Origin of the sequence: Bowdeniella nasicola (assembly GCF_001907295.1) — a bacterium.
Classification (GTDB): Bacteria; Actinomycetota; Actinomycetes; order Actinomycetales; family Actinomycetaceae; genus Bowdeniella; species Bowdeniella nasicola.
On record NZ_MQVR01000053.1, the window covers coordinates 1 to 18,724 of the forward strand.

An 18,724-nucleotide genomic window follows, 5' to 3' on the forward strand; every position below is an offset into this window, starting at 1 on the left:
TCACCGGCCCAGATGCCGAGGATGTCGCGTTCCCCGTTCACGGTGACGCCCATCACGACATAGAACGGGGTGTTCCTCACCTGCCCGTCACGGACCTTCACGATCGAATCGCGTCGACGAAGATCACCGGGTAGATCGGATCCAGCGGCCGGGAGGCCCATTCGGCCAGTTCCCCGATGACTTTCTCGGTGATCCGGCTGATCGTGTCCTTGGAGACCTTCGCCCCGTAGACCTCGTCGAAGTGCGCGGCGATCTCACCCGTGGTCAGCCCCCGCGCGGTCAACGAGAGCACGATCTGATCGATCCCGTCCAGGCGCCGCTTGCGCTTGGGGACGATCACCGGTTCGAACGAGCCGTCACGGTCTCTGGGCACCTCGATCTCGACCGGGCCGATCTCGGTCAGCACCGTCTTCACCCGGGTGCCGTTGCGCATGTTCTCGCCGATTGGGGTGCCGCCGTGGTCGTGCCCGAGATGCTCGGTCAACTCGGCATTCAGCGCGGTCTCGAGGACGTTCTTCGTGAGCTGGTTCAACAGGCCACCCGGGCCGACCAGGCTCACGCCCTGCTCCTTCGCCTGCGCGAGCAAGCGCTCGGCGAGGTCTTTCTGATTGATGATCTCTCCGGTCACGGGATCAATCATCTCGTCATTAACGATGACGGCATCGGTCGTGTCAGTCACGGCCATCTCCTTTCGGATCAGGCCGGACCCACACACCGTTTATCTGACAGTCCCTCGATTTACGGCATAAAACTGTAGGGGGAGTCTTTTCGTGTTGGGTCGGGGGGTGTGATGGTGTCGCCGGGCCGGCCGGGCTGGTGATCCGGCAGGCCAGGGGTGCCGGGTGTGCCGGGGTTGCCGGGGGTTCCGGGGTAGCCTCCGTGTCCGGGTCCGTCGGGGGTGTTGGGGTGTTTGAGCAGGATGTGGTACTCGCTGACCTGCTGTGGCTCACTCGAGACCGTCGTGGTCAGGGTTCCTTCGACGTCGACCCAGGGGGAGCCGGCGACTTGGTAGGCTCCGGACCATGTGGTGGTGATGGAGATGGTGAAGGTTCCGGTGCGCGGCCATTCGTGCCAGAACCGGTTGTTTGGGTATGGCGAGTTCGGGTCGCTGGTGGTCATGGGGTCTGTGGCGTCCCCGTAGTCGTAGGTGTGGGAAATCGGGGTGAAGCGCACGTGGAAGGGGTAGCCGAGTATTTCAGCCGAGACAACATGTTGTCGTGCCGTGGTGGCGGCGACGACCGGCATGTTGACAGTGTGGCGTCCCTGGTCGGGTTGTAAGAGAATCTCTCCCTTAGCGACTGGGAAGCGCTTTAATTCCTCGATCGTCACTGGGCGCGGTGGTCCCGGGTCAACGGGCTGTACCACGATCTTGACTGGGTCAGGCCCCTCACCGTCACCGAAGCGACGGCATTCGATTTCTCGTTTGGGGTCATCAGGATGCGGACAAAGCGGGATGTACTTCATCCCTGGCGCCGGCAACGGATACTTCTCCTCAACCTCCTCACTCCCGACCGGGGTAATCGGGGGATCAAATGGTGACGGGCTTTGTTGAGGAGGATCATTTTTCTTGCGATTCTTATTGTGTTTCTTTGTGTCGCCCGACTTGGAACCGGATCCGTTGCCTTTGTTCATAAAACAATCCAAGGCAGATTCGACTGCTGGATCGCATTCCGAGGAAATTTGGGTAGGTGCGTAATGAACTAGCGAAGAGAGTCCGACTAGTGAGCTAATCAGTGCCTGTAGCTTTGTGGGGCGCACTACAGTTCTCCTTCTTTGCTCTTGAGGTAGGAGGCTGCCCACTGTCCGTCAAGGTAAATAAGAAAACTGTAGTTCGTGGAGTTGGTGTCAGTGTGGACGCTTTCGATCATTCCGGAGGCGCTCGACTTTATCGAGTAAGCGAATTTTTGAACCATTTTGACTTCCGCAACTCTTTCGTCTTCGGGGTCGAATTTCACGCTGCTCTCCTCGAGGCTTGGGGCCGTCAGGAAATATCCTTTCGCGCGGCCTTCGCTAATCAGGTTGCGAAGTTTGTCGCAGTCCCTGCAGGCTCCGGTATCGATCCGGTTGACCAAGTCCGGCGAGTCGTATTGGAACGCAATTTCGGCGAGGCGGTCGTAGTAGATCGCGGCGTCTTTGGCACCTTGTTCGCTGAACTCGGTCAGCGTTGCTGGCGGCTCGGGGACTTCCCACTTGGGGAAGAGACGTTCGAGGTCTTCTTTGGGGACCTTGGCACCGACCTTGAGGTCCTCGAGCATCCACTCGCCAGGTGCGGGCGTAGCTTCGGCGGATGCGCTGGGTGACGCGGAAGCGGATGGCGTGGGCGTCGTCGGGCCTTCGGTCGAGCCCTTGCCAGAGCAGGCCGACAGAGCTAGTGCGGCAGCCGCGCAAGCAATCGATACGCGGGCGAGGGGACGCGTCGAAAATGTCATGTGGGTCACACTAGCGGAGCTTTAGAGAACGCGAAACCCCTCGATGCAAGGCTGTGGAAAACTTTTTCTCGTGTGCGCTCGCACGTGCGCGCGAGAAAGTGCACGCGAGGAGGTGCGCGAGTGAGAGTGGCGTTTTGGCCGCGTTAGTTGCGGCTGGGGTCCTCGATCGGGCGCAGGAGCGTGCGCAGGAGGTCCGCGAGCTGCTGGCGCTCGCCATCGTCGAGAGAGGAGAGGACCTCGTGCTCGGATGCGACGAGCGACTCCATTGCGGCATCGACGCGGCGGCGGCCCTCGGCGGTCAGCTGGACGCGCACCATGCGTCGGTCCTGAGCGTCGGCGCGACGAACGACGAGGCCGTGGTCCACCATACGGTCGATGCGATTCGTCATCGTTCCCGACGTGACAAGCGTGGAGGCGATGAGTTTGCCGGGCGTGAGTTCATAGGGGGCGCCGGCGCGTCGTAGGGCGGACAGGACATCGAACTCCCAAGCGAGGAGCTCGTGGCGAGCGAACGCTTCCTTGCGGGCGAGGTCGAGCAGCCGGGCGAGGCGAGAGACGCGGGAGAAGACCTGCAGCGGTGCCACATCGAGGTCGGGGCGTTCCCGATTCCAGGCGTCGACGATGCGGTCGACCTCGTCGGCCCCTTCGGTGGTGGTGGCGGGCGCAAAGCCCGGCCGGTGCTGCTCGGTGGTACTCACAACTGTGAGATTACTCGATATCAAGAGATCTCACGGCGAGTGCGTCGGAAAACCCCGCTCCGCGAGGCGTGTGAGCGGGGTTTTCCGTAGAAGGGTGCGGGCGTTAGGCGTTGTAGCGGACCTTGTCGCCGCCCTTTATTGCTTCCTTCAGGCTCATCCGGCTGCCGGTGTGCAGCACGGCGCGTTCGTAGATGCGGCCGCCGAGCCAGAGGACGAACAGCGTCGCGAGGATGACGAGCGCGAACGCGAGGCCCTGCTGCCACAGCGGCACCGCCGTGACGGCGAGGCGGATCGGCATCATGAACGGCGAGAACAGCGGCACCATCGACAGCCAGGTCGTCGCTGCGCCGTCGGGCGAGTTCGGTACGAGGAACATGCCGAGGTAGAAGCTGCCGAGGATCACGAACGTCATCGGCGTCGTGATCGCGCCGACGTCCTCCTGCCGCGACACCGTGGAGGCGAGCGCCGCCCAGATCACGGAGTACAGCAGGAAGGCGAGGACGGCCCACAAGATGGCCTGCGCGAGGTAGACGCCGATGGACACGTTCAGCGTTTCGGTGATGCCGGTGAAATGCCCGACGATGCCGAACACTGCGAGGTAAAGGAGGTACTGCGCGAGGATCGCCGCACCGATGCCAAGGACCTTGCCCGTAAGCAGCTGGGAAGGCCGGATGGTGGCGAGGAGGATCTCGACGACGCGACTCGACTTTTCCTCGACGACGCCCATGGACAGCGAGGCGCCGCCCGCCATGAGGACGAACATCATCAGCGACAAGATCAGGATGCCGGAGAACATCGACTTCGCGAAGTCTTCGCCTTCGTTCGGGTCGATGTTCGTGAACTTCGGTGCGGCCTTGGCGACGGAGCCGAGGACCTGTTCGGGGTTACCGCCGAGCTTCGTGATTTCCGAGGCGAGCGCGGTCTGGCTGGCGAGCCCCTGGACCATGCTTTGCAAGGCCTGCTGGGGCTTGCCAGAGGAAAGGAATTCGAGGTTTTCGGGCGTACCGGTGAGGTAGCCATTGAAATCGCCGTCGAGGACCTTCTTTTCGCCCTCGGCGCGGTCCACGACGGTGACCTCGGCGGTCTTGCCCATCGCGGCAGCGATCTCCTTCAACCCCTGGCCGAGGTCCTGCACTTCGGAGGAGACGCCGAAGGTGTAGTCCTTATCGTCGCTCGAGCGATTCGCGAAGTAGTTGACACCGATCATGACGCCGGCGAGCAGGGCCGCGACGACGATCGTGGCGATGATCGTGGACCTTTTCAGCAACATGTTGCGGAACTCGCGTCCGGCAACGAGCATGACGTCGCTCATGCGGTGGCCTCCTTCGCGTCGGTCTGCTCTTCGGTTTCGGGCTCCTCAGCGCTCACCACGTGCTGGAAGAGCTCCGAGAGGGAGCGACGGCGGTCCGTGAGCTGGGTGAGGCGGCCGGTTGCGGAAGCGGCGGAGACGATGGTCGCGCGGGCGGCGGCGTCGTCCGTGTTGATGGACAGTCGCGTCGTATCACCGTGCTGACCTTCACGCTTGATGCCGTGCTGTCCCTCGAGACCATCCGCCCACGAGCCGGTCGAATCGCCGGCCACGGTGACGTCGATATCGGTGCGCGGGGTGCGGCGCAGCTCGTCGATCGTGCCGCACGCGACCATCAGGCCGTTGCGGACGATCCCGACGCGGTCGCACAGCCGCTCGACAAGATCGAGCTGGTGGGAGGAGAAGATGACGGGGACGCCCGCATCGGCGCGGTCACGCAGCACGGAGCTCATGACCTCGACGGCGACGGGGTCGAGACCCGAGAAGGGCTCGTCGAGGATGAGGAGCTTCGGGTCGTGGACGAGCGCGGCAGCGAGCTGGACGCGCTGCTGGTTACCGAGCGAGAGCTTTTGGACATCGTCATCGCGCCGGGCAGCGATGTTGAGGCGCTCGGTCCAGTGCTCCATCGAAGCCTGGGCTTCGTCGGCGCTCATGCCGTGCAGCCGGGCGAGGTAGATCAGCTGGTCGCCAACTTTCATCTTCGGGTACAGACCGCGTTCTTCGGGCATGTATCCGACGTGGCGACGACCCGCGAGGTCGAGCTTTTCACCGTCGAACGTAACTTCGCCTGCGTCGGCCGCGAGAACTCCGAGTGCGATGCGCATTGTCGTGGTTTTGCCAGCGCCGTTGGAACCGACGAAGCCAAAGATTTCACCGCTTTTGACGGTGAAAGACATGTCGTCCAGCGCCTGCAGTGTTCCGAATTTCTTGCGAAGTCCGGAGATGACGAGGTCTGCCATAAGTCCCTCCCTGTCTACAGAATGTCGTGGCTCAGGTTACATCACAGGTGCGGATGTGCAACGCGGCGACCCGCCGGTGGAACCTCGAAAAACAAGCGTAGGCAGATTAAAACGGCGGCAGGTCGCAGTCGCGTAGCGGCGTGATTCCGGAGAAAAACTCGGTTGCGACGCGGAAGAGCGAAGGGGCGTTAGGGCTGATGCGCGAGCTTGAATCCAGGTTGGAATCTGCGCTCGTTGGGGCGCGCTCGGATTTGCGATCGGGTGCGGTCGCGGGCGCTCCCGAAGGTGCGGCCCCCGGAATGGGCAGCCGGATCACTGGCGAGGCGTGCCGTGGGTGGTGAACGAGGCGGCGCTCCGGGTAGATCCGCGTGGGCGGTCGGGCCGCGGGGATGCCGTCGGGGCCGAGGTTACGGAGATTGGTTTCGCCGCCCGTTTCCCACGCGTCGATGTGGTGGGCGATGCAGCGTTCGGGCGGGTCGGTGCACATGGGGAAGACGCAGCCGCCGTCGCGCAGGGTGAGGAGGCGGCGGAGTTCGGGAGTTGCGAGGCGGGAGGTGCGGCCGCAGTCGGCTGCGGTCGTGTCCCAGGTCCGGCGCGAGCGTTCTATGGCCGACGGTAATTCCGGCAGGTGCGTCTCAGGTCCAGCGTCGGTGGTGCGTCCTGCTTTGGGCTCATCACTCTCGTGAGTGCTTCGCTGGAGATCCTCGCTTGCAGCTTCGTTCGCTGTGGGTTCGAGTCCCACACGGTCTTCGGCTGTGGCGCTCGCGGCGCTGCTGCCGGGCCGCGGATTCGCTAGCCTTGTTCAGCGCCGGCAGCAGTTCGCGCAGGTATTCGGGCGGGATGATGCCCAACACCTGGGCGCCGTATTCGCCGTCGTCGATGAGAGAGAACGACAGGCCGCGGTCATCGAAGTTCCGCTTGCGGCGCTTGGCGTGCAGGGCCTCTTGCGACATGCGGTAGGTCTCGTCGAGCAGCGCGCGCGTCGTGCGGCACTTCTTCTTGAACGCCGCGGCGCTTGGGATTTCGGCCTCTTTCAAGATGAGGTCCTCGACGGCGGCGAACTCGTCGTCGGTATACATCGGGCGCAGGTGGGCGAGCGTGTCGACGGCGGTGGCGAGGTTCGTCTGCGAAATCTTGCCTGCGGCGGCCTTGGCGAGGGCTGCGGGGAACTGCGCTTGGCGGGCGGCGAGCTGGATGGCCGAGGTGGCCTCGTTTTTCGGGACGCGGCGTTCTTCCGCGATCACGTCGGCCATGGTCAGGCCATTGACGCGGGCGGCGCCGGCCGCTTCTGCTTTGGCGAGGCATGCGGTGCGCAGCGCGGTCGCGGTGGCGGCGGCTCGTTCGGCGAGGCGGGCGGCCGCGAGGAGTTCCTGATCGGTGGGGCACTCGACGCCCGCGTCCAGTCCGGTGGCGAGGATGGCTGCGCCGAGGCGAAAAAGGTTTTCCGTGATGGGGGCTTCGGCCTCGTGCAGGGCGTGGTCGGAGGGCACGTCGATGCCGATCGCGGTGAAGAACGATGCGAGCGTCATGTTGGCCTCCTTTCGACCTCGACGCGGTGGCGCCCAGTCAATCGCAGGGGAGGGGCCGAAGTCGATGGGGAGGTACGAGGCTGTGGACAAGGATGCTCGGGGAGGGGACCCGTGGGTAGCCGCGGTCAGCTGGAGCCGCGGTCAGCTGCCGCCCCGCGCGCGTGCGCGCGTGAGTGCCCGCGCGTTACGCGTCGCGCACTCGCGAAAAAAGAAAGGTGCCCCGTGGCTACTTCTCGGGGGTGTGCGTGAGCGTCGGGTCCTTTTCCAGCCCCTGCAGCCCGTTCCACGCCAGGTTGATCAAGTGTGCCGCCACCTCGGTCCGCTTCGGCTTGCGCGCCTCCAGCCACCACTGGCCGGTGAGGGCGATCATGCCGACGAGCATCTGCGCGTACAGCGGCGCCACCGAGGCGTTCAACCCGCGCGCTTTGAACTGGGCCGCAAGGAGGTGCTCGACCTGAACAGCCACGTCGCCGATGAGCGAGGAGAACGTGCCCGTGGACTGCGTGACCGGCGAGTCTCGCACGAGGATGCGGAAGCCGTCGGAGTTGGACTCGATATAGGCGAGCAGCGCGAGGGATGTGCGTTCGACGATGGCGCGCGGATGGCCGCCCTCGGATAGCGAATCGGAGATGGCGCCCGTGAGTTTTTGCACTTCGCGGTCGACGATGACGGCGTACATGCCCTCTTTGCCGCCGAAGTGTTCGTAGATGACGGGCTTGGACACCTTCGCCGCGGCGGCGAGTTCTTCCACCGAGGTGCCGTCGAATCCCTTGGACGCGAACAGCTTGCGACCAACGGAAATGAGTTGCTCGCGGCGCTGCGTGCCGGTCATGCGGGAGCGGGTCGAGGGAGTTTTGTCGTGTGCCACTCCTCCATTGTGCCTGAGGTACACTATTCGAGGTTTATTCCGCCCTTGTGTAATGGCAGCACGCAGGCCTTTGGTGCCTTGAAGTCCGGGTTCGAATCCTGGGGGCGGAGCGATGCCACCGCGTCGAGCGGTAGGGTGACAAGCGTGAGGCGCCTGGAGCGAATCCGACCCGTAGGAGTATGACTCTTGAGTTCAGACGAACACCGTCCCCTTGACCTCGCCGCCGTGGTGGTTCTTGCCGCCGGCGCCGGCACTCGGATGAAATCCGATACGCCCAAGGTTCTCCACTCGATCTCTGGCCGCAGCCTGCTCGGGCATGCGATCCGCGCGGGTCGCCGCCTCAATCCGGAACGGCTGTGCGTCGTCGTGCGGCATCAGCGCGATGCTGTCGTCGCGCATGCGCTGTCCGTCGACCCCGATGTGGTGATCGCCGATCAGGACGACGTGCCTGGCACGGGCCGCGCGGTGCAGTGCGCGCTCGAGGCGCTCGGGGAGTTGCACGGCGCCGTCGTCGTGACCGCGGGTGATACGCCGCTGCTCGATGACCGTGAGCTGTCGGCACTGCTCGCCGATCACACGCAGAGCGCGAACGACGTGACCGTCCTGTCGGCACGCGTGGCCAACCCGCACGGCTACGGCCGCATCGTGCGCTCGGCCGATTCTGGCGCGGTGACCGGCATCGTCGAGGAAAAGGATGCGAGCGAGGACGAGCGCGCGATCGACGAGATCAACACCGCCACCTATGTCTTTGACGCCGACCTGCTGCGCGAGGCGCTCGCGGGCGTCGGCACCGATAACGCGCAGGGTGAGGTCTACCTGACCGACGTCATCGCGATCGCGTCGCGCGAGGGCCGCAAGGTCGGGGCGCATATCCTCGATGATCCGATGAGCGCGGAGGGCGCGAACGACCGCTGCCAGCTCGCGCAGCTCGGCGCGGAGCTCAACCGTCGTACCCTCACGCAGTGGATGCGCGCGGGCGTGACCATCATCGATCCCGGCTCGACGTGGATCGACGTCGACGTCGTTCTATCTCCCGACGTCACCATCCACCCGGGCTGCCAGCTGCTCGGTGCGACCGTCGTCGCGACCGGCGCGGAGATCGGCCCGGATACCACGATGCGGGACACGGAAGTATCCGAGGGTGCGAAAGTCATTCGCACGCACGCAAACCTTGCCATGGTAGGGAGGGGCGCCCAGGTTGGACCGTTCGTTCACCTGGGACCAGATTCGAAGGTTTTGGACGGCGAACGGGTCCGCCCATTTAGCGATATCACCAGTGTTCACGCCGCGGGCGCGGGCGAAGGTTAGGAGCCACCACATGACCGGTATCCACACGCAAGGCGAAAAGCACCTCGTGCTGATTTCTGGCCGCGCCCACCCGGCGCTCGCCAAGGAGGTGGCCGACGAGCTCGACATCGAGGTGTTGCCGTCGACGGTGTACGACTTTGCGAACGGTGAGATCTATGTGCGGTTTTCCGAATCTGTGCGCGGCGCCGACGCGTTCGTCATCCAGTCGCACACGTCGCCCATCAACACGTGGGTGATGGAGCAGCTGCTCATGGTCGATGCGCTGAAGCGGGCGTCGGCCAAGCGCATCACCGTCGTAGCGCCGTGCTACCCGTATGCGCGCCAGGACAAGAAGCACCGCGGGCGTGAGCCGATCTCGGCGCGCCTCATCGCGGACCTGTTCATGCAGGCCGGCGCCGACCGCATCATGAGCGTGGACCTGCATGCCGCGCAGGTGCAGGGCTTCTTCGACGGGCCCGTCGACCACCTGTGGGCGATGCCGATCCTCACCGACTACGTCCGCTCGCGCGTCGATACCTCAAACGTCACGGTCGTCTCCCCGGACGCCGGCCGCATCCGCGTCGCCGAAATGTGGGCGGCCAAGCTCGGCGGTGGGCCGCTCGCGTTCGTGCACAAGACGCGCGACGTTACGCGCCCGAACCAGGCCGTCGCGAACCGCGTTGTCGGTGATGTGGAAGGCCGCACGTGTGTGCTCGTCGACGACCTTATCGACACCGGCGGCACGATCGCCGAGGCCGTGCGCGTGCTGCTATCCGAGGGCGCGAAGGACGTCATCGTCGCCGCGACCCACGGCATGCTGTCAGATCCGGCCGCGCAGCGCCTGTCCGAATGCGGGGCGCGCGAAATCATCGTCACCGACACGCTGCCGATCGAGCCGGAAAAGCGCTTCGACCAGCTCACCGTGCTGCCGATCGCGCCGCTGCTCGCGCGCGCGATCCGCGAGGTGTTCGACGACGGATCCGTCACATCGCTCTTTGACGGAAACGCCTAGTCCGCTACATTATTAACCGTTGCCTCGGCGAGGGAGGCGCCCCGGAAGTCCGGGTGCGCGCTCCGTTATCGACGCGGCCAGGTGCTCGCTTTCGCGTGGTTCGTGGTCGCCCACGAGGAAGCGCCGCGAAAAGGTTTTGCGGCGAACGCTAGATACGAAGGAGAGCACTCATGGCTGAAAAGCTCGATGCCAAGCTCCGCACTGAATTCGGCAAGGGCGCTGCCCGCCGGATCCGTCGCGAAGACGAAATCCCCGCGGTCCTGTACGCCAAGGGCGATGACCCGATCCACCTGACGCTGCCCGGGCACGACACGTTCCTCGTCATCAAGGACAACGTCAACGCGCTCATCACCGTCTCCTACGACGGCAAGAAGTCGCTCGCGCTCGTCAAGGACGTCCAGCGTGATCCGGTCCGCCGCATCATCGAGCACGTCGACCTCGTCATGGTGACCCGCGACCAGAAGGTCCAGGTTGACGTCCCCGTCACGCTCGTGGGCGAGTCCGCGCCGGGCACCTCCACGTTCCTCGAGATGGGCACGCTCACCGTGACCGCGCCGGTTATCGACATTCCCGAGGTCATCGAGATCTCCGTCGAGGGTCTGGAAGACGGCACCGTCGTCCGCTTCGAGGACATCACGCTGCCCGAGGATGTCGAGGCCGATTACGAAGCCGACGCGCCGCTCGTCGTCGTCGCGATTCCGAAGGTCGACGAGGCCGACCTCGAGACCCCGAGCTCCGAGGACGAGGAAGCTGCCGAGGGCGACGAGGCCGCCGAGGCCGAGGGCGAAGAAGCTGCCGAGGGCGAAGAGTAGACCGAGGAGTAAGCTGCTCGCTGTTGCCGCCTGCTGGGGGCAACACCGAATACCGTGGGAACGGCGTCCGCGTGCGTGGGCGCCGTTTTCCGCGTCATGGCAGGATCGAAAGGTGCGCGAAAAGTGAAAGGGAGTGCAGATGAGTGAGCCGTGGCTCGTCATCGGGCTCGGAAACCCCGGGCCGAAATACGCCTACAACCGACACAACGTCGGCTACCTCGTCGTGGGCGAGCTTCTCGCGCGTGCGCGCGCGAGCCTGACGAAGCACAAGTCGGGGGCTTCGGTCGCCGACGTGCGGCTCGGGCTGGGGCCCGGCGGGGCGCCGGGGCCGCGCGCGATCCTCGCGATCACGAACACCTATATGAACGTCTCGGGCGCGCCGGTGCGCTCGCTCACGGACTTTTACTCCGTGGGGCCCGAGCGGCTGCTCGTCGTGCATGATGAGCTCGACCTGCCCGCGCATACGCTGCGGCTGAAGCGCGGCGGCGGCGAGGGCGGGCATAACGGGCTGAAGTCGATCACCCAGCACGTGGGCACGCGCGAGTATGGGCGGCTGCGCGTCGGGATTGATCGGCCGCCCGGTCGGATGGACCCGGCCGCCTACGTCCTGCAGGACTTCCCGGCGGGCCAGCGCGAGGATTGGGGCGTGAGCGTGGCGCAGGCGGCCGACGTCGTCGAAGATGTCGCCGGTGCTGGGTTTGAGGCTGCCCAAATGCGGCTGCATAGCGCCTAGGACTAGCCATGTCGATGCATTCCATGGGCGGTCCCGGCGGGAGACCGGCGGCTCGTCATCATTTTGGCGTCGCTCGTCGCCGGCGTGGCGATTATTGAGGCGAGCCTCGCGATCCTCTCGCGGTGGTTTTCCACCCGCATCGGCGAATCGCTCATTTACGACCTGCGGCGCGACGTGTTTTCGCACGTGCAATAGCAGTCGATGTCGTTCTTTACCGCGTCGCGCACGGGAAATTTGGTCTCGCGGCTCAACACCGACGTCATGGGGGCGCAGCAGGCGTTCACGTCGGCGCTCGCGGGCGTCGTGTCGAACACGGAGACGCTCGTCGTCGTGCTCGCGACGATGCTCGCGCTGTCGTGGCAGATCACGCTGCTCGCACTCGTCCTCGTCCCGATCGTGCTGCTGCCGGCGCGCTGTGTGGGGCGGCGGCTCGCGCAGTTGCGTCGGCGCGGGATGGAGTTGAACGCCGAGCTCGGTAACCGGATGACCGAGCGGTTCAACGTCGCGGGCGCGCTGCTGGTGAAGCTCTTTGGCACGGCCGCCGTCGAGGATGCGGAATACGCCAAGCGCGCCGCGGCAGTGCGCGATATTGGCGTCAAACAGGCGATGACCGCGCGGGTGTTTTTCGCGTCGCTCGCGGCGATGGGTTCGCTCGCCACCGCGCTCGTCTACGGCGCGGGCGGCCTCATGGCGATCGCGGGCAGCGTGTCCGTCGGGACGCTCGTCGCTTTTGCCGCGCTGCTGACGCGGCTGTACGGGCCGCTCACGAGCCTGTCGAACGTCCAGGTCGAGATCATGAGTGCGCTCGTCTCCTTCGATCGCGTCTTCGAGATCCTCGACCTCACGCCCGCAGTCGCCGAGCCCGCGGTGCCGGCGGCGCTGCCCGCGGGGCCGCTCGACGTCGAGCTCGACGGTGTGACCTTTGCCTATCCGCGCACCTCCGAGGTGTCGCTGCTGTCGCTCACGAGCGCCGACGCCGCGGACTCCGGCGCCCGCGCGGCCGATGACGTCGAGGGCAGCGCGCGTCCGGTCATCGCCGACGTCTCGCTCACCGTGCCCGCGGGGTCGATGCTCGCGCTTGTCGGCCCATCCGGGGCGGGCAAGACGACGCTGACCGCGCTGCTCGCGCGGCTGTACGACCCGCAGGCCGGGACCGTGCGGCTCGGCGGGATCGACGTGCGCGACCTTGCCGCCGACGACCTGCACGCCGCGCTCGACGTCGTCACCCAGGATGCGCACCTGTTCCACGAGTCTGTCCGCGATAACCTCGCCTACGCTGCGCCCGATGCAAGCGATGCGGAGGCCACCGCACACCTCGATTCCGCGTCCGAGGCGGCCGTGCAGCGCGCGCTCGATGAGGCGATGAGCGGGCGCACGTCGGTCGTCATTGCGCACCGGCTGTCGACGGTGCAGGCCGCCGACGAGATCGCCGTCATCGAAGAGGGCCGCGTGAGCGAGCGCGGCACGCATCCCGAGTTGCTCGCTCGTGGCGGAGTGTACGCCCACCTGTATCACACGCAGTTCGCGAACCGGGCGGGCGCGCACTAGGCTTTAAGCGTGGATCTGCGCCCCCTTCTGCCCCTTCTTGCTCACGACGCGTCGTTCGCCGACGCGGTCGCGGCCGTGCCGGATCGCGGCCTCAAGACGCTCGTCGCGCCCGCCGGCATCCGGCCCGCGCTGCTGGCGGCAGCGGCCGAGGCGCGACCGCTCGCGATCGTCACGCCGACGGGGCGGCAGGCCGATGAGCTCGCCGCGGCGCTGCGCGGTTATCTGCCCGACGCCGACGTCGCCGTGCTGCCCGCCTGGGAGACGCTGCCGCACGAAAAGCTCTCGCCACGCCCCGATACCGTCGCGCGGCGCCTCGCCGTGCTGCGCCGCCTCGCCCACCCGGATCCGCACACCCCCGGCGCGGGGCCGCTGCGCGTCGTCATCATCCCGGTGCGCTCCCTCATCCAGCCCGTCGTCGCCGGTGCGGCCGAGCTCGAGCCCGTGCGGTTGGCCGTCGGCGAGGAGATCGACATGCAGGAGGTGGTGGCACGCCTGGCCGATGCCGCCTACACCCGCGTGGACATGGTCGAGCGCCGCGGCGAATTCGCCGTGCGCGGCGGACTGCTCGATATCTTCCCGCCGACGGAATCGCACCCGCTGCGCGTGGAGTTTTTCGGCGACGAGGTCGACGAGATTCGCTCGTTTTCCGTCGCCGACCAGCGCTCGATCGAGGCGAGCGAGTTTTTATGGGCGCCGCCGGCGCGCGAGATCCTGCTGACGGATCGCGTGCGCGCGCGTGCGCGCGAGGCCATCGCCGACTTCCCGGGTGCGCGCGACATGCTCGAGCGGCTTTCCGAGGGCATCGCCGTCGAGGGCATGGAGTCCCTTGCCGGTGTGCTCGTCGAAGACATGCATTCCGTCGTCGCGAATCTCGACCCGGAGATGCTGCTGGTCGCGCTCGATCCGGAGCGCATCGCGCGGCGCGTCGACGATCTGCTCGCCACGACCGAGGAGTTCCTTTCCGCCGCGTGGACGTCGGCTGCGGCGGGCGGCGAGGCCCCGCTCGTGTTGCGCAAGGCCTCCTTCCTCACGCTCGACCAGACGCGCGAGGCGGCGCTGGAGCGGCGCCTCGGCTGGTGGGAGCTTACCGAACTGCCCTCCGGCGCCGAGGGCGAACACGTGCTCGACGCGGAGGCCGCCAGCCGCTACCGCGGCCGCATCGACGAGCTCGCCACCGACCTGGCCGCCTGGCTGCACGAGGGCCGCCACGTCGTCATCACGACCGACGGGCCCGGACCGGGCCGCCGCGTCGCCGAGCAGCTCGCCGACGCCGGCATCGCCGCCGCCTACGCCCCCGATGCGCCCGCGGGCCTGCCGACGGGCACCGTCCACGTCACGCTCGGCACCCTCGCCGAGGGGTATCTCGCGCCGGGCGCCCGCGTCGTGCACCTCGCGCATTCCGACCTCACGGGACGCCGCCGCGATACGGCCGCCGCGGGGCAGAAAATGCCGACGAAGCGCCGCAAGACCGTCGACCCGCTCGCGTTGAAACCCGGCGATTACGTCGTCCACGACACGCACGGCGTCGGCCAGTTCGTCGAGCTCATCACGCGCAGCGTCGGCGCCGGCGCGAAGAAGGGCATGCGCGAATACGTCGTCATCGAATATGCCGCCTCGCGCCGCGGCGGCCCGCCGGACCGGCTGTTCGTCCCGACGGACTCGCTCGATCAGGTCACGAAGTACACCGGCGGCGAGGCGCCGAGCGTCAACCGGCTCGGCGGCTCGGATTGGGCGAAGACGAAATCGCGCGCCCGCAAGGCCATCCGCGAGATCGCCGCCGAGCTTATCCGCCTGTACGCCGCGCGCACGAGCGCGAAGGGCCACGCCTTTAGCCCGGATACGCCCTGGCAGCGCGAGCTGGAAGAGGCCTTCCCCTATATGGAAACGCCGGATCAGCTCGCGACGATCGAGGACGTCAAGGCCGACATGGAGCGCCCCGTCCCGATGGACCGCCTCATTTGCGGCGACGTCGGCTACGGCAAGACGGAGATCGCCGTGCGCGCCGCGTTCAAAGCGGTCCAAGACGGCAAGCAGGTCGCGGTGCTGTGCCCGACGACGCTGCTCGCGCAACAGCATTTCGAGACGTTTTCCGAACGCTACGGCGGCTTCCCGGTGCGCGTTGCGGCCCTGTCGCGCTTCCAAAGCGCGAAGGAGGCCCGCGAGATCAAGGACGGCCTGAAGGCCGGGACGATCGACGTCGTCATCGGCACGCACCGCCTCGTCACCGGCGAGGTCCACTTCAAGGACCTGGGCCTCGTCATCGTCGACGAAGAGCAGCGCTTCGGCGTCGAGCATAAGGAGGCCCTCAAACAGTTGCGGACCGACGTCGACGTGCTCGCGATGAGCGCGACGCCGATCCCGCGCACCCTCGAGATGGCCGTCACCGGCATCCGCGAAATGTCGACGCTCGCCACGCCGCCCGAGGAGCGCCACCCGGTCCTCACCTACGTCGGGCGCTATGAGGAAAAGCAGATCGCCGCGGCCATCCGCCGCGAGCTGCTGCGCGACGGCCAGGTGTTCTTCGTCCACAACCGCGTCGAGTCGATCGACCGCGTCGCCGCGCGCCTGCACGAGCTCGTCCCCGAGGCCCGCATCGGCGTCGGCCACGGCAAGATGAACGAGACCCAGCTCGAGAAGGTCATCGTCGATTTTTGGAACCGCGAATACGACGTGCTCGTCTGCACGACGATCGTCGAGACCGGCCTCGACATCTCCAACGCCAACACCCTCATCGTTGATCGGGCCGACGCGTTTGGCCTCTCCCAGCTCCATCAGCTGCGCGGCCGGGTCGGCCGCGGGCGAGACCGCGCCTACGCCTACTTCCTGTACCACCCGGAAAAAACGCTGACGGAGACCGCCTATGAGCGGCTGCGCACCATCGCCGCGAACACCGACCTCGGCGCCGGCATGCAGGTCGCGATGAAGGACCTCGAGATCCGCGGCGCCGGCAACCTGCTTGGTGGCGAACAGTCCGGCCATATCGCGGGCGTCGGCTTCGATTTGTACGTGCGCATGGTCGCGGAGGCCGTCGCCGCGTTCAAGGGCGAATACTCCGGCAGTAAGGACATGAAGCTCGAACTGCCCGTCGACGCGCACGTTCCTGAGGACTACATCGGTCACGAGCGGCTGCGGCTGGAGGCCTATTCGAAGATCGCCGCCGCCCGCACCCGCGAGGATCTCGACGCGATCGCCGCCGAGCTGACCGACCGCTACGGGCCGATCCCGCGCGTCGTCGAGCGCCTCTTCACCGTCGCCGAGCTGCGCGAATCCGCGCGCGCGATCGGGCTGGAAGAGGCGATCGTGCAGGGCCAGATGCTGCGCGTCGGGCCGTTGCAGCTCAAGGACAGCCAGCAGGTGCGCCTGAAGCGGTTGCACCCCGGCACGCATATTCGCCTGGCTACGCGTCAACTGCTCATCCCGTTGCCCAAGCCGAAGGGCTTTGGCAACGTCGCCCTTTCCGACGACGAAATCCTCGGCTGGGTCCGCGACCTGTTCGCCCTGCTTTCAGCGATCGTGTCGGCTAGGCGCGTGCCGGAATAGTAAAGGAGCTATGGGTGGTCTACTATGTTCCAGCTACATGCCACCCACCGGCCAGTGTAAACCGTTCCTTTAACGACGAAGAATAGTTGGGTACCGGGTTCGATCTGTTCAGAGCATTGTTCAGGAAGTGGTTCATCGGGTGCACTACCGCGGTCCCACACTGCGGCTTTATCCGGATCGTCACTGTTGAAGGGTGTCCACCGAAGCGCTCTCCAGTCAGATCCTGGATAAATGCTACAGGTATAGACGGGGGTATTGCTAGAGCGCCATTGTGCTAGCTGACTGGCTGTCACGTTTGCCGGATTTTTGGTGTTCTGGCAGAGCTTGAGTGCCGCTGCCTCTTCGGCCGGATCGGAGGGGAGTGTCGTGTGAACGGGAGACTCCGGCTCCTTAGGCGCAGGCTTGGTATCCGAGCAAGCACTGAGGCCAGAGCACAATATCGCGCCGATCGCTACGGGGAAGATCAGCTTCCCTGAACGCGCAGTCCAGAATTCCATGCCAGCATTCCTTTGAACTCGGTAAATAGATAGCCGTTCCAATCGCAGTAGCCCGGACCGGGAAGTGCGCTGATAATTCCGAGGACCTCGACGGTACCGGGATGCTTTGGTGAAGCATAGTAAGCGGGGCCGCCTGAGTCTCCCTTGCGGAACCCGGTACACGTCCCCGTGCCGTCTCGGTTGGGGTCATGAATCGTGCGAGTTAAGTAACCAACACGCACGCCACTGTAGGTGTCCGAATCGTGTATTTGCGTCACGACATAACGACACCGTGATCCAGTAACCTGGCCGCTTGAACACAGTTCGGTACCTATCGCCCGGGACCCGGTGTTTCCGCGACTGATGGCAAGAGACGCGCTTGAAGAGACGCTGTCACTATAGAGCCTTGTTGCATAGGTCGATCCGCTTAGAAGTTGCCAATCACCATAGCGTGATGCGGTCCCGGGCCAAGTCGTGGTCCATGTGCCGCCAACGAAGGTTCCTGAGCCCGGGTTGAAGAACCTTCCTGAATCACAATGCCCGGCCGTGACAGCATACTTCTTGCCGTTGAGCGTGACCGGGAAACCCAACGAGCAACGTGCTGGTCCGGAGATGGCACTGCCGCCATAAAAGCGGGGATAGTCGTTAAGACGAGTACCCGCAGATTCGTTGATTCCACCGGGTCGAACTCGTGTCTTGATTTTAGGCCCCCCGGGACTTGGTGTTGCGCTGACAGAAGGTAGCGATTGCGCGCTCCGTGGAGCGCCGTTGGGGTCTGGTGTGGTGGCCAACATGAGTCCGTTATTGACGATGTCCGGGCCAACACTGCTGATGGTTTTGGGTAGTTCGTTGGAGTCTAAGAGACGGCTTTGTGCGGCCAGTAGAGTATCCATTGAATGCTCAACTTCGATCACTCTGACCATGGAGTCGAAGTCCTGACCGATGTCTTGTCGCATAGCCGCGATGTGGGTTTTCGCCGCTGGTGTCGCGTAAATTTCTATCATGGATCGGTCTGAAGTTAATGCAGTGCCAGCGAAGACATCTTCTCGATGGCCAACCGTATCGTCAACGATTTCTGCTACCTCTTTGAGGCGCTCGGAAGCCTCTCCAAACCAGATGCGATCACCTCGTTCATTGGTGGTGTTTTTTCCGGGCGGGCCGTTCGAGGTTGCTCCAGTGGGGGTTGCGATCAGTGCCAGTGCAGCGATGCCGCTAATGAACAACGATACAAGGTAGGGGGGCTTCTTCATGATAGAACTCCCGTAGTTCATCGTTGAATCTAAAGTCTCGTCCACTAAACATATCGCGGCATCGTCGCTTGGGTCAATGCCCACAACGATGATGTGGGGGTGTGGCGGGTCTTGCCGTGCAGTTCCTGCGCAGAATTCTCCTGGCATCGCGTGGGTCCGCGACCTGTTCGCCCTGTTGACGGCTCTTCACAATCGAGGGTGTAGTCGGGGTTTGAATCCGCCGGCCTCGAGGAGGCTGCGGGCGATGTAGTGGCTCAGGTTCCGGAAGCCCAGG

16 protein-coding genes, 1 tRNA gene and 1 pseudogene are annotated in these 18,724 nt (G+C 65.3%); 8 read left to right on the forward strand and 10 right to left on the reverse strand.

All coding sequences use genetic code 11. From position 1 onward, the window contains the following. The 9 genes and pseudogenes from BSZ39_RS08805 to BSZ39_RS08845 form a co-directional block, all read right to left on the reverse strand. Positions 1-640 (reverse strand): annotated as a pseudogene (locus BSZ39_RS08805) (IS256 family transposase); the annotation flags it as partial. A gap of 98 nt (positions 641-738) precedes the next feature. Continuing rightward, positions 739-1,632, reverse strand: a complete 894-nt coding sequence (locus BSZ39_RS13560) for a hypothetical protein (RefSeq protein WP_143180460.1) — start codon at positions 1,630-1,632, stop codon at positions 739-741. 125 nt (positions 1,633-1,757) lie between these two features. Beyond that, positions 1,758-2,429: a hypothetical protein gene (locus BSZ39_RS08815; protein WP_143180461.1), complete on the reverse strand. Its 672-nt coding sequence runs from the start codon at positions 2,427-2,429 to the stop codon at positions 1,758-1,760. Positions 2,430-2,572: 143 nt separating this feature from the next. Continuing rightward, a complete protein-coding gene (locus tag BSZ39_RS08820) occupies positions 2,573-3,127 on the reverse strand; it encodes a MarR family winged helix-turn-helix transcriptional regulator (RefSeq protein WP_073716974.1) in 555 nt (184 codons plus the stop codon). Between the two features lie 103 nt (positions 3,128-3,230). Beyond that, complete coding sequence (locus BSZ39_RS08825) at positions 3,231-4,439, reverse strand: ABC transporter permease (RefSeq protein ID WP_073716975.1); 1,209 nt, start codon at positions 4,437-4,439, stop codon at positions 3,231-3,233. Continuing rightward, entirely contained in the window at positions 4,436-5,395 is a 960-nt protein-coding gene (locus BSZ39_RS08830; RefSeq protein ID WP_073716976.1) for an ABC transporter ATP-binding protein, read from the reverse strand. Before BSZ39_RS08830 ends, BSZ39_RS08825 begins: the two co-directional genes overlap by 4 nt. Positions 5,396-5,501: 106 nt before the next feature. Continuing rightward, the gene (locus tag BSZ39_RS13565) at positions 5,502-6,137 is read right to left on the reverse strand and encodes an HNH endonuclease signature motif containing protein (RefSeq protein WP_143180462.1); all 636 of its coding nucleotides are present in this window, start codon (positions 6,135-6,137) and stop codon (positions 5,502-5,504) included. Further along, complete coding sequence (locus tag BSZ39_RS08840) at positions 6,070-6,924, reverse strand: hypothetical protein (protein ID WP_073716978.1); 855 nt, start codon at positions 6,922-6,924, stop codon at positions 6,070-6,072. Before BSZ39_RS08840 ends, BSZ39_RS13565 begins: the two co-directional genes overlap by 68 nt. Before the next feature lie 226 nt (positions 6,925-7,150). Further along, a complete protein-coding gene (locus BSZ39_RS08845) occupies positions 7,151-7,756 on the reverse strand; it encodes a TetR/AcrR family transcriptional regulator (RefSeq protein ID WP_073716985.1) in 606 nt (201 codons plus the stop codon). A 74-nt stretch (positions 7,757-7,830) separates the two neighbouring features. Here BSZ39_RS08845 and BSZ39_RS08850 point away from each other — a divergent pair. The 8 genes from BSZ39_RS08850 to mfd all read left to right on the forward strand — a co-directional run bounded on the left by BSZ39_RS08850 (position 7,831) and on the right by mfd (position 16,724). Then, positions 7,831-7,902 (forward strand) — tRNA-Gln (locus BSZ39_RS08850). 76 nt (positions 7,903-7,978) lie between these two features. Beyond that, positions 7,979-9,100: an NTP transferase domain-containing protein gene (locus tag BSZ39_RS08855; protein WP_073716979.1), complete on the forward strand. Its 1,122-nt coding sequence runs from the start codon at positions 7,979-7,981 to the stop codon at positions 9,098-9,100. Positions 9,101-9,110: 10 nt separating this feature from the next. Continuing rightward, on the forward strand, positions 9,111-10,091 hold the full coding sequence (locus tag BSZ39_RS08860; protein WP_073716980.1) for a ribose-phosphate diphosphokinase: 981 nt from the start codon (positions 9,111-9,113) through the stop codon (positions 10,089-10,091). Positions 10,092-10,261: 170 nt separating this feature from the next. Further along, entirely contained in the window at positions 10,262-10,903 is a 642-nt protein-coding gene (locus tag BSZ39_RS08865) for a 50S ribosomal protein L25/general stress protein Ctc (RefSeq protein WP_073716981.1), read from the forward strand. A 139-nt stretch (positions 10,904-11,042) separates the two neighbouring features. Beyond that, on the forward strand, positions 11,043-11,636 hold the full coding sequence (gene pth, locus BSZ39_RS08870; protein WP_073716982.1) for an aminoacyl-tRNA hydrolase: 594 nt from the start codon (positions 11,043-11,045) through the stop codon (positions 11,634-11,636). 63 nt (positions 11,637-11,699) lie between these two features. Then, the gene (locus BSZ39_RS14835; RefSeq protein ID WP_281247127.1) at positions 11,700-11,831 is read left to right on the forward strand and encodes a hypothetical protein; all 132 of its coding nucleotides are present in this window, start codon (positions 11,700-11,702) and stop codon (positions 11,829-11,831) included. 6 nt (positions 11,832-11,837) lie between these two features. Beyond that, positions 11,838-13,184: an ABC transporter ATP-binding protein gene (locus tag BSZ39_RS08875; RefSeq protein WP_073716983.1), complete on the forward strand. Its 1,347-nt coding sequence runs from the start codon at positions 11,838-11,840 to the stop codon at positions 13,182-13,184. A gap of 9 nt (positions 13,185-13,193) precedes the next feature. Beyond that, complete coding sequence (gene mfd / locus BSZ39_RS08880; protein WP_073716984.1) at positions 13,194-16,724, forward strand: transcription-repair coupling factor; 3,531 nt, start codon at positions 13,194-13,196, stop codon at positions 16,722-16,724. A gap of 463 nt (positions 16,725-17,187) precedes the next feature. Here mfd and BSZ39_RS13570 read toward each other — a convergent pair whose 3' ends face one another. Next, positions 17,188-18,534, reverse strand: coding sequence for a chymotrypsin family serine protease (locus tag BSZ39_RS13570; RefSeq protein WP_143180463.1), 1,347 nt, complete (start codon positions 18,532-18,534; stop codon positions 17,188-17,190). Positions 18,535-18,724: the final 190 nt, after the last annotated feature.